This is a genomic window from Microbulbifer variabilis, from assembly GCF_020524905.1.
GTDB classification, from domain to species: Bacteria; Pseudomonadota; Gammaproteobacteria; order Pseudomonadales; family Cellvibrionaceae; genus Microbulbifer; species Microbulbifer variabilis_A.
In genome coordinates this window covers 101686-113064 of sequence record NZ_JAIVKI010000017.1, presented here as the reverse complement: position 1 = coordinate 113064, position 11379 = coordinate 101686, and the positions used below count along the sequence as shown (strand labels likewise).

Genomic DNA, 11379 nt, shown 5'->3' with positions numbered 1-11379 from the left:
TACGACGCTTGAGGTTGTATTCTGCTTCGGCAAAGGTGAATTGGTGCATGATCTATCGTAGCCTTGACGGATAGCCTAATACTACCAAATTGACTGGGAATTATTCAGAGGTTCCTTAGATGTTACAAATATAAAAATGTTTGCCAGAATCTCCAAAGTAGAATTCAAATACGAAGAATATGAAAAATCATATATGGATTTTCAAATCTGGCTCACAAGGAAAAAGGTAAAGCCAGAGTCGTTGCAATGGTAAATCCACGTACCCTAACAAACCAACCCAAAAAGGAGCAAAGACCAACGCGGAGCTGAGTAGGGCGTTAGGGTCTTTATTTATCGGAGTATAGAAAGGTAAAGAAATGGAAAAAAATGAAATAGGTTTAAGAGACATAAGTATTAACTGTCTCGAAAATTCGATCATAAAATACTTTAAACAAGAAATTAAAAACATATCTTATGACAGTAGAATAATTAATAGCTTTCATTATTATGGTCAAAGTGAGCTGAATTCCATTGCAATTAACGTTCGACTTAAAGTGGGGAACGCATTTACCGCTTATGAAGATTGTGATTTTACTAAACTAAGTATTACAGAATATACTAAAGTTATTGAAAAAGCTGTATTAGATGTTACAAATGTAAAAGTGTTTGCCAGAATCTCTGAAGTAGAATTCAAATACGAAGGAAGTATAAATTCATATATGGCTTTTCACGTTTGTCTTACAAGGCAAAAGGAAAAACCAGAGGCTTTGCAATGGTAAGTTCACACGCCCTAACAAACTACTCCAGCCGACGTTTTCGTCTTCGCTCCGTTTTAGGATGGCTACGCACTCTACCCCCAAAACTCCACTACAACGAAAACGCACCTAAGTAGGGTGTTAAGTGAGTAATCGAGGTTGACCACAAATGATGATTCACTTCAAAGTTGAATGCAGGACTAATGAGTAGGCTATTTTTCACGTAGAAGCACAATATGAAAAGTAGGGTGAGTTTTTCTACACCCTCGTTAACTTGTGCGGAAGTTAAATTGACAAAAGGAGTTGGAATGCAAGTTTCGCATCTAAAAACAATCAATAAATATGAGAAGTTGGGCTCTCAAGCAAGAGACATGGCATCCAGAAAATACCAAGGCACCTCCTCGGAAAAATTATGCTAGAGGCAATAGATCACAAAGCTCTTGCTGCTTTCAAATCAATAGATTTGGATCAAGAACGCTCTGTGAGTTGGAATTGGAGTTTTTCTAGCCGGTATAAAATTTTCTATCCAAAGGCGTTTGACCTTTCTGTGTGGCATGGAAGTACTTTGTGCTCATTAACTCTCGGTCGACCGACATACAGAGGCACAGCTATACGTTTGGATTTTATTGAGCGTTTCAACAAGCATGTTTTGTTCGCAAACGATATGTTTCCTATTTCATTATTGGCCTATGAAGCGTATGCGCGTCTAATCGGCGCGACTCAAATTAGAGTAATGGATCCACTCAACGATAAATTGGTGAAATATTATTCATCTCAGGGTGGATTTTCGTTATGCCCTGGAAAGCAAGGCGTACCGCATCATTTGGTAAAAAATCTATGAGAAAAAGTGATGAATTGAAGAAAATTGAAGAAGGATTAAAGAAATCCTCCGAAGATCTCTTTAAGCCTCGCCCTAAAGACATCGAAGATGAGTTGAGTAAAAAAGATACATTCGGTGCTCCAGATAATCTGGTAGAGCGGGACGACGTGGAAGAATAAGCTAAATCGGGTAGCCGGTAGTTCCCAGCCACTGGCTCCCAAACCACCCATCGTACGGGGCCGCAATGGGCGGTTTCCTATCCGTAATGAATCTCTATCTAAGAGTAGTGTCACGGCAATGTACTACCTCAATTTTACCCGACTGGAAACATATCGGTAGGCTAGCCCAATCTTTTTAACACATGGATTTAGGCTCCGGCCTTCCCTGTCCAAGGTATTAATCTTGGCATTTGGCCACTATGCCATCTGCTTACTTATGTTGAATCACCTTGGTCAGTAATGACCAAGGTACTGTTGTGTTCCATCACTTTTTACTATCCCGGCGATGGTGGCAACCTACTTATGAGTCAGGAGCCACACTGACTATTTCACAGCAGCAAGTTAAACAGATCCCCCCAGGTAAGAACATGAACTATCACAACACAACTGCATCATTTACTCTACCCAGTAAATCACTTGGCTTCGGTGCCCTTGCCCACCTTATCTCTAGACTAAGCCTTATAGGATATTTCTGTTCGTCAGCTTATAGTCTTGCTAGCAGCTTCCTCTCCACAAGACCTTACGGTATTACAGTTGCCATTCGCTAGTAGTTAGCATTTAATGGAACCCATTAAACGGTGATCTTCCCAAAGGGGACTTTCACTCATTAGTCCGCGTCCATGCTGGGCGTACCAAGCCGAACCAAGAACTTCCCTTGGTCGCTGGTACAGCCAAAACGCTGCGCTTATCTGCCTGCCCTTGTTCAGGGCGCGATATCTCAGGAGATTGAAGAGTTGTGATTATTAGGAATGTGGTGTTAGTAATATCCTTTCTGGGGCTAGCTGGGTGTGCTTCAACCGAGTTGAAAAAATCATTTAAGCCAGTAAAAAATACATATGAAAGTATACAATTCAATCCTGTATTTGGCGAGGTGACTAGTAAACATCCAGAATATTTAAAGGCCCAGAAGGAGTGTGAAAATACTATTTACGCTGACGGGGTCAAAATTAATGATATATTTGTACATGATCGATCAAAGCTAAACGAAATATCCACCAAACACATGTCTGAATATATTAAAAATAGATTATCTCTGGGTTTAGGCATTAATGGATCATTTAATTTGGCCAATACGGCTTTATCTATCCCAATTGAAAGTGATACCCCCTCTTATCAGTCTAAGGGTAACCCCAAAACATATGAAGATTATTCAAAAGAATATATGACTCTGGAGAAGCCGACTGAAATTAAGACTATTAATAGCCTTCAGGAGAAATATATTGAATGTATGCGAGAAGAGAAAAAATTTGAGCCTATAAAATTTATTATAAAGAATTCTGAAACAGGTGAGATAATAAGGGAACACAAAGTCAAAAAATAAGACATATCGAGTAGTTGGCAGCTTTAAGCTGCCAACCATTTTGCGAGTCCGCAATGGGCGGTTCCCTATCCGTAATAAATCTCTGCCCAACGATAGTGTCGAGCAGATCTTGAGTTGAGTGTCATGGCAATGCGCTACCTCAACTTTATCCGAATGGAAACATATCAGTAGGCTAGCCGCGTCTTGTATCTTATGGATTTAGCTCCAGGCCTTCACCCTGTCCAAGGTATTACTCTTGGCATTTGGCTACAATGCCGTCGGCCGACTTCTCTCTAATCACCTTGATCATTACTGACCGAGGCGCTGTTATGTCCCACCACTTTTGTCTATCCCCGGATGGCGGCTAGCGGGCTGGACCTATTTATGAGTCAACGGCCATGCTAACAGCTTCACAGCAGCAAGCTAAACTGATCTCCCCAGATAAGAACGTGAACTTTCACTACACAACTGCATCATTGACTCTACCCGCAAGATCACCCGGTTTTGGTGTCCTTGGCCACCTCACCTCCAGGCTAAGCCTTATAGGATGCTCTGTTCGTCAGCTCGTAGTTTGCTAGCGGCTTCCTCCCCACAAGACCTCGCGATATTGCAGTTGCCATTCGCCAGTAGTTAGCATTTAATGGAATCCATTAAATGGTGAGCTTCCTACAGGGGGACTTTCACATCATTAGTCCATGCCCATACTGTGTGTAGAAAGTCAATCAATGCCACCCCTTCGGGGCTGGACCTCCACACTAAGTGCTTCGGCCCATTATTGAGGCGTTAAGTGAAATGATGAAATACACTCCATTACTCTTACTATTGATGTGGGCTACACCAGAAAATGTTTTTGCGTGTATGAAAATTGCTCCCTTAATGCTTAAGGAGTATGAGGGTATGTCAGTCTATGAATCGAATTTGGCGTCGAGTGATATTGCTTTTCGAGGTTACTTGATACAAGCGGAAACTACGGCACGAGCATCTCGGGAAGAGGGTGGTGCAAGAATCTATAAGTATCTCGTAATTGAGCCATTTAAAGGGAATATTAAAAAAAATGAGATCGTGGAGATATCACAAAATCGTACTTATTGTAGCTTTACCTATAGTATCGACAAAGAACATTTAGTTTATCTTACAAAAGATAAAAACGGACTATATCAATTTGGTATGGCTAACTCTGGCCCGCTATTAGATCAAATTCTTGATATGGAAAAAGAGGAAGATGTAGAGTTTTATCAAGAGATCGTGGAAGCCGGTAGAGGATCTGATTATGTGGTGCGATCATATTTTCCCGACGGGAAGCCAAGAATTTACACATATAGTGTTGAAAAACAGCTGGACAAAGTTCGTGCCGCATCATTATTTAAATCGGGTAGTCAGTAGTTTCTACCTGCCGGCCCCACACCACCCATCGTACGAGTCCGCAATGGGCGGCTCCCAATCCGTACAAGCCAACGATAGTCTCGAACAGCTCTTCATTTGAGCTGAGTGTCATGGCAGTACGCTACTTCTGAGTCAGCGGCCACGCCGACAACTTCACATCAGCAAGCTAAACAGATCTGCTCAGATAAGATCGTGAAATTTCACTACATAACGGTATTATTGACTCTACCCGTTAGATCACCCGGCTTCGGTGTCCTTTGCCACCTCCCCTCCAAGCTAAGCTTTATAGGATGTTTCTGTTCGTCAGCTTGTAGTTTTGCCAGTAGCTCCCTCCCTACAAGACTTCCTGGTGTTGCAGTTGCCATTCGCCAGTAGTTAACATTTAATGGCGACCATTAAATGGTGATTTCCCTATAGGGGACTTTCACCCCATTAGTTCACGCCCATGCTCGCGGCATTAAACATAGGGTATTGATTGAAGAATGAGTAAAGAACAACCAAATAATCCGCTACATGGTATTACTCTTGAGAAAGTTGTTACACGATTGCAGGAGCATTATGGCTGGGATGGTTTGGCAGATAGGATTAATATCAATTGCTTTAAGAGCGACCCATCAATTAAGTCTTCGCTCAAGTTTTTACGCAAAACCCAGTGGGCGCGAGATAAAGTCGAGAATCTGTATATCTCAACTTTTGAAAATAAATCTCCGTGGGGTAATCGTAAATAAGCACTATTTGGTAACCACATAGATGTCGCTGTGATTAGGCAGGGACAGGCGCATAAATCGGATAGCCGGTAGTTTCTAGCTACCGGCCCCCACACCACCCATCGTGCCAGTCCGCAATGGCCGGTTCCCTATCCGTTGAATCCCTACCCAACGATAATATCGAGCAGCTCTTCATTTGAGTAGAGTATCATGGCAGTGCGCTACTCCTGAGTCAGAGGCCACGCCGGCAGCTTCACAGCAGCAAGTTAAACTGATCTCTCCAGATAAGAACGTGACCTTTCACTGCACAGCTGCACCATTGACTCTACCCTTAGACCTCCCCGTTTCGGTGCCCCTCCAGGCTAAGCCTTATAGGATGTTTCTGTTCGTCAGCTCGTAGTCTTGCTAGCGGCTTCCTCCTCACAAGACCTCACGGTGTTGCAGTTGCCATTCGCTGGTAGTTAGCATTTAATGGCGCCCATTAAACGGTGATCTTCCTACAGGGGACTTTCACCCCATTAGTTCATGTCCATACTAGGCGTACCAAGTTACTCAAGTACACTCCGTTCCGCTTCCGCGGGACAACCTACACTGAGTTTCAGCTGCCTATTAGCAACGGTTTAGAGTACACAAGGATAAGTATGATTACTCGGAATACAATAAAATTCAAAGTAACTGAACTACCGATTTCTGATGTTGTTACAAAATTTGGCGGTCAGCCCAATTGGCTTGAGGAAGCTCAATGGCCAATAAGCTCTGAAATAGATTCTCCCATGCGCTTTATTTGTCAGATCAAACTTACAAATGATCTATTCCCAGGTTGTGAGGGAAAAGTGGCCTATATCTTCATGACAGATGATGATGAGTACGTTGATGGAACATGGGAGCCAGATGGTGGCGAGAATGCAGTAATTATTCAACCGGGTGGTAAGCCTCAAATTAAGGTACGAAATAACACCACTGGACCAACTTTACAGGACTTTGTTGAAGTAAAGGGAAAAACTGGTCTTTACCCAATAGACATCGAATTAGCTGTTGATCTTTCAGCCTCAAAAGACCCAGAGTTCATTCCAGAAACAGAACGCTTTGACCTAGCTGACGAGGACTATGAAAAATACTGTAATAAGCTGGGAGGAAATAAAATTGGTGGGACACCTAGCTTTCTACAAGGTGACGAATTTCCCGGAAATACGGATGATTGGTCACTTCTTATGCAGCTAGATTCCTGTGAAGTTCCATTTAGTATCAATTTTGGAGACTCCGGTGTTTCATACGCATTTATAAATAAAGAGGGAACGATTGGTAAGTTTCTCTGGCAATGTTGTTGAGTGGCTCAAGATCATGTAGCCGGCAGTTTCTAGTTACCGGCTATTACACCAGCCATCGCGGGGGTGCGTAATAGGCAGTTACCTATCCATATGCTTAACGATAGTCTCGAACTGGTTAAGCCCATATATGAGTCTATTACCGCCCTGACAGCTTCACTGTAGTAAATTAAACAGAACTCCCCAGTTCAGAGTATGAACTTTCATTACACAACTGCACCTTTGACTTTACCCGTTAGATCACCTAGCTTCGGTGTCCTTGGCCACCTCACCTCCAGAATAAGCCTTATAGGACGTTTCTCTTCGTCAGCTCGTAGTTTTGCAAGTAGCTTCCTCCCCACAAGACCTCGCGGTATTGCAGTTGCCTTTCGCTAGTAGTTAGCATTTAATGGAAGCCATTAAATAGTGATCTACCTAAAGGGTACTTTTATCCCATTAGCCCACGCCCATGCTGAGCGTACCAATTCAATCAACTACAAGCCTTTGGCGTCGGACTGGCATACAGCCAGCCGGTTGTTGAGGCATTAGACCGTAAATATGAGAGTAGAATGAATAAATTAGTTCGAACGGCAAGCACTGTAATTTCAATACTTCTTTTTCTATATACAACTATAGTATTCGGCAACTCTCCCCCTAAACCGAAAATTCAACCTCAGACGCCCGTCTGCAGTGAAAATCGTTCACCATACCGCGACCTGGATTTTTTAGTTGGCCGCTGGGATTTTTTTACGATAGATGGAAAAAAAATCGCCGATCAAGTTTACTTAAAAAAAGAGCAAGGATGTCTTATCCATGAAGACTGGTCGTCAATATTTGGTGGTACTGGAACAGGGATGAATTTTGTAGATCCTGCTACCGGAAAGTGGCGACAAGTCTGGATGAGTCCTCGCTATCATATAGATTACTCTGGTGGTTTAGTTGAAAACGGTGATTTTGTATTAGAGGGGTCGCATCTATCCGAATAATGGTGAACCTGTATCTGCTATAAGGGGAGTTTATTCGCGGCAAGCCGATGGTTCGGTGGTGAAGGAGTTTCTTAGGCTCGACGAATCAACCAAAATATGGAAGCGATTTTTTATAGGCGTAGCTCGTAGGCACTTAGAGAAAGAAGAGTAATGTGAAAGTATTTATTGCCTTAAATCGGGTAAGCGGTAGTCTCTAACTACCGCCCCCTACACCACCCATCATGCGGGTCCGCAATGGGTGGTTTCCTATCCGTTATGAATCTCTACCCAGCGATAGTGTCGAGCAGTTTTTTATTTGATAAGAGCATCATGGCGGTGCGCTACTTCTGAGCCAACGGCCACACCGACAACATCACAGCAGCAAGCTAAACAGGTCTCCCCAGATAAGAACGTGAACTCTCACTACACAACTGCATCATTGACTCTACCCTTTAGATCACCTGGCTTCGATGTCCTTGGCCACCTCTCCTCCAAGCTAAGCCCTATAGGATGTTTCTGTAGGACTGTTACTAGCGGCCTACTCCCTACAAGACCTCGCGGCATTACAGTTGCCATTCGCTAGTAGTTAGCATTTAATGGAAACCATTAATCGGTGATACTCCTACAGGGGACTTTCACCCCATTAGTCCACGGTCATACTGGGCGTATTAGGCGCCTGCAATCTGACTTCCGGCCACTGTTACCTCTTGTACAAAAAGCCGTACAAAAGCTACCGGCGGTTGAGGTAGGCGTTAGCTTTAGTCGGAAATAGCAAACCAACAAGGAAGTTAAATGGTACGTTTTGATAGATTATGGAAAAACTACCCAAATGAAGATCCATGTGATGCAAAGAACGGGGATGGTGAAAAGCTTTTTGGAAACCAATGCGCGATTCGGCTAAGTCATGCAATGAAAAAATCTGGCATTAAATTCAATACTTTTCCAAAAGGAAGGAAGTGTTGGGTTCACCCTGGGGAAGAACATATTCTTGCAGCAACAGAGCTTGCAGACTGGATCGAAAAATCAAAAATTCCAAATATGCTCGTTACGGAAAATATTACCGGTGAAAACTGGAGGAAAAAAGTAGAGTCGAGGAAAGGAATCATATGCTTTGAAGATTACTACCTCCGTGGTGATGGTAGTGGTGGAGATCATATCGATCTCTGGAATGGTAGAGCCATGACTGGAATTGGTTCATATTTTCGCACAAGATTCAATATAGTTATTCCAAGTATTTGGTCTGACTTAGGTAAATCTAAGAAAATAAGGTTCTTTCCGGTAGCATGATGAAAAAATTACTTTGGTTTATCGTCGCTTTTGTTTGTATCAGCCTTGCCTATTTCTTCTTAGTGTATTTGGCTGGATGGGCCCTGAGCCTGGCAGATTTCAGGCTCTATAATTCTGAAGCAGATCAACAGCGTAATTTCAACATCGTAATGTCAGGGTGGCTTTTACTTTCTATAGTTGGTGCTGCTTGGTTAAGTAGGCGAAAAAGCTAACAATGCGCTGTAGTCCTCAGCTTACTGTGGGCACCTTTTGCGCGGTCGCTGCGCGCCTATTATTTCGGACAATGCGCCCGCAGCGTGCTGAGGCTGAGACTGAGCACGGCGTTAATTGTATTTAACCGGGATTTTTATGCACGATTTCCTTAGTCAAGATTTTATATTGTCAGAGGCGGCGGTAGTTGAGCGGCTGCGTGAGATGCCAGAGGTCAGTCTTGATGAAAATCTTATAAATACTCATCTTATCTATAGTCCAATTGGCAGATCATCTTTAGCCAAGATCTACAATGAATATATTTACTTAGCTATTCAAGCTAGCCTTCCTTTACTAATTGCAGCTCCAACATGGAGAGCTAATTATGAACGTGTATTAGCATCTGGATTTCCAGAATGTATCAATCAAGATTCTGTTACATTTATTCGTTCATTGATTCCTGAAACTGTTCATAATATTAAAGTCGGCGGTCTCATTGGCTGTAAAAATGACTGTTATAGGCCTGAGCAATCACTTTCTATTTCTGAAGCTCAATATTTTCATTCTTGGCAGGTTAATGAGTTTTCAAATACAGATGTTGATTATCTCATGGCCGTTACGCTACCAAGCTTATCAGAAGCACTTGGTCTAGCTATTTTAATGTCAAGGCAACCTAAGCCCTTTATTATTAGCTTTGTACTTGATGATCAAAGTAACTTGTTAGATGGTACTCCTCTTCATATAGCAATCTCTGAAATAGATGAACTGCTAACATCAAAGAAACCACTTGGCTACTTTATTAACTGCGTACACCCTAAATATATCAAATTAGATAAGGTGCCTTGTGGTAGATTACTTGGTGTTCAAGCAAATGCTTCTTCGCTATCTCACCAAGAACTAGAGCTCGCAAGTATTGTACAGATTGATGATATTCATGAGTGGGGTAGTGCAATGATAAGTTTACATTCCAATTATGGGGTTAAAGTTTTAGGTGGTTGCTGTGGCACAGATAAGAGGCACCTAGAATATCTGATAGGAAAGAGCTAAATCAGGTAGCCAATAGTTTCTGGCTACCGACCCCCACACCACCCATCGTGCGGGTCCACAATGGGTGGCTCCCTATCCGTAATGAATCTCTACCCAACGATACTGTCGAGCAGCTCTTCATCTGAGTTGAGTATCCTGGCAGTGCGCCACCTCAACTTGATCTGACTGGAAACATATCGGTTGGCTAGCCCTATCTTTTAACTCGTGGATTTTGAGTTCAGGCCTTCACCCTGTCCAAGGTATTAATCTTGGCGCTGGGCTACTTTGCCGTCTTCTGACTTCTGTTGAATTACCCTGGTCATTACCGATTGAGGCGCTACTGTGTTCCACAATTTTTGTCTATCCCCGCGATAGTGGCTAGCGGGCTGGGCCTACTTATGAGCCAGCGACCACACTGACAGCTTCACAGCATAAAGTGAAACAGATCTCCCCAGATAAGAGCGTGAACTTTCTCTACACAACTGCATCATTGACTCTCCTCGTTAGATTACCCAGCTTCGGAATCCTTGGCCACCTCGCCTCCAGGATAAGCCTTATAGGATATTCTCGTTCGTCAGCTCGTAGCTTTGCTAGAGGCTTTCTCCCCCCAAAACCTCGCGGTGTTTCAGTTGCTATTCGCTAGTAGTTAGCATTTAATGGAAACCATTAAACGGGGATCTTCCTACTGAGAACTTTCACCTCATCAGTTCAAACCCATGCTGGGCGTAACAAGCGCCTGCAAATTGACCTCCGGCCACTATCACTTTTTTTGCCAAAATCTTGACAAAAAAGGCACCAGTAGTCTCCGGGCGTTAAGTGTCTAATATCGACGACCTTTTTGAGACATGATAATGAAGAAACTAAAAAACGAAAAAGAGTTGGTGAAAAAGGCTATAGCACTTGGTACTGCATATGGAACCAAACGAGGAGTTGTCGAATTCGAAGCTACCGATTCAGCTCACGAGAAACTCGAATATATTTATCGTCTTTTAGTTCACGATAAATTAATTCAACCGCTTCAAGAAGACAAAATATCACAGAAGGCTATCATGCATAGGTTGGCAATTTGGGCCTCAAAGCAATGAGGCTCTAATAGGGTTTTCAACTGAATCAGGTAGCCAGTAGTTTCTAGCTACCGACCCCCACACCACCCATCGTGCGGGTCCACAATGGGTGGCTCCCTATCCGTAATGAATCTCTACCCAACGATACTGTCGAGCAGCTCCTCATTTGAGTTGAGTATCCTGGCAGTGCGCCACCTCAACTTGATCTGACTGGAAACATATCGGTTGGCTAGCCCTATCTTTTAACTCGTGGATTTTGGGTTCAGGCCTTCACCCTGTCCAAGGTATTAATCTTGGCATTAAGCTACTATGCCGCCGGCTGACTTCTGTTTATTCACCTTGGTCAATTACTGACCGAAGCGCTACTGTATTCCACCACTAT

General features: G+C 43.1%; 11 protein-coding genes. All 11 read left to right on the top strand.

Annotated features, from left to right (window positions below; genetic code table 11):
* Positions 1 to 356 precede the first annotated feature (356 nt).
* The 11 genes from LC073_RS17150 (at position 357) to LC073_RS17100 (ending at position 11018) form a co-directional block, all read left to right on the top strand.
* Positions 357 to 758, top strand: a complete 402-nt coding sequence (locus LC073_RS17150; RefSeq protein WP_226648538.1) for a hypothetical protein — start codon at positions 357 to 359, stop codon at positions 756 to 758.
* A 768-nt stretch (positions 759 to 1526) separates the two neighbouring features.
* Positions 1527 to 1733 (top strand): hypothetical protein, encoded by a 207-nt coding sequence (locus LC073_RS17145; protein WP_226648537.1) that lies wholly within the window; start codon positions 1527 to 1529, stop codon positions 1731 to 1733.
* A 775-nt stretch (positions 1734 to 2508) separates the two neighbouring features.
* On the top strand, positions 2509 to 3093 hold the full coding sequence (locus LC073_RS17140) for a hypothetical protein (RefSeq protein WP_226648536.1): 585 nt from the start codon (positions 2509 to 2511) through the stop codon (positions 3091 to 3093).
* A gap of 771 nt (positions 3094 to 3864) precedes the next feature.
* Positions 3865 to 4455: a hypothetical protein gene (locus tag LC073_RS17135; RefSeq protein ID WP_226648535.1), complete on the top strand. Its 591-nt coding sequence runs from the start codon at positions 3865 to 3867 to the stop codon at positions 4453 to 4455.
* Positions 4456 to 4937: 482 nt separating this feature from the next.
* Positions 4938 to 5183, top strand: coding sequence for a VF530 family DNA-binding protein (locus LC073_RS17130; protein ID WP_226648534.1), 246 nt, complete (start codon positions 4938 to 4940; stop codon positions 5181 to 5183).
* Positions 5184 to 5803: 620 nt separating this feature from the next.
* Entirely contained in the window at positions 5804 to 6490 is a 687-nt protein-coding gene (locus tag LC073_RS17125; protein WP_226648533.1) for a DUF1963 domain-containing protein, read from the top strand.
* Between the two features lie 545 nt (positions 6491 to 7035).
* On the top strand, positions 7036 to 7452 hold the full coding sequence (locus LC073_RS17120; protein ID WP_226648532.1) for a hypothetical protein: 417 nt from the start codon (positions 7036 to 7038) through the stop codon (positions 7450 to 7452).
* Between the two features lie 771 nt (positions 7453 to 8223).
* A complete protein-coding gene (locus LC073_RS17115) occupies positions 8224 to 8718 on the top strand; it encodes a T6SS effector amidase Tae4 family protein (RefSeq protein WP_226648531.1) in 495 nt (164 codons plus the stop codon).
* On the top strand, positions 8718 to 8930 hold the full coding sequence (locus tag LC073_RS17110; protein WP_226648530.1) for a hypothetical protein: 213 nt from the start codon (positions 8718 to 8720) through the stop codon (positions 8928 to 8930). The genes LC073_RS17115 and LC073_RS17110 overlap by 1 nt, the downstream gene beginning before the upstream one ends.
* 136 nt (positions 8931 to 9066) lie before the next feature.
* Complete coding sequence (locus LC073_RS17105) at positions 9067 to 9954, top strand: homocysteine S-methyltransferase family protein (protein ID WP_226648529.1); 888 nt, start codon at positions 9067 to 9069, stop codon at positions 9952 to 9954.
* Between the two features lie 830 nt (positions 9955 to 10784).
* Entirely contained in the window at positions 10785 to 11018 is a 234-nt protein-coding gene (locus LC073_RS17100) for a DUF5062 family protein (RefSeq protein WP_226648528.1), read from the top strand.
* Positions 11019 to 11379 lie beyond the last annotated feature (361 nt).

Excerpts from the sequence above, each read along its gene's own strand:
- LC073_RS17150 (WP_226648538.1), top strand. The coding sequence starts at position 357 with ATGGAAAAAAATGAAATAGGTTTAAGAGACATAAGTATTAACTGTCTC.
- LC073_RS17145 (WP_226648537.1), top strand. The coding sequence starts at position 1,527 with ATGCCCTGGAAAGCAAGGCGTACCGCATCATTTGGTAAAAAATCTATG.
- LC073_RS17135 (WP_226648535.1), top strand. The coding sequence starts at position 3,865 with ATGATGAAATACACTCCATTACTCTTACTATTGATGTGGGCTACACCA.
- LC073_RS17130 (WP_226648534.1), top strand. The coding sequence starts at position 4,938 with ATGAGTAAAGAACAACCAAATAATCCGCTACATGGTATTACTCTTGAG.
- LC073_RS17125 (WP_226648533.1), top strand. The coding sequence starts at position 5,804 with ATGATTACTCGGAATACAATAAAATTCAAAGTAACTGAACTACCGATT.
- LC073_RS17120 (WP_226648532.1), top strand. The coding sequence starts at position 7,036 with ATGAATAAATTAGTTCGAACGGCAAGCACTGTAATTTCAATACTTCTT.
- LC073_RS17115 (WP_226648531.1), top strand. The coding sequence starts at position 8,224 with ATGGTACGTTTTGATAGATTATGGAAAAACTACCCAAATGAAGATCCA.
- LC073_RS17110 (WP_226648530.1), top strand. The coding sequence starts at position 8,718 with ATGAAAAAATTACTTTGGTTTATCGTCGCTTTTGTTTGTATCAGCCTT.
- LC073_RS17105 (WP_226648529.1), top strand. The coding sequence starts at position 9,067 with ATGCACGATTTCCTTAGTCAAGATTTTATATTGTCAGAGGCGGCGGTA.
- LC073_RS17100 (WP_226648528.1), top strand. The coding sequence starts at position 10,785 with ATGAAGAAACTAAAAAACGAAAAAGAGTTGGTGAAAAAGGCTATAGCA.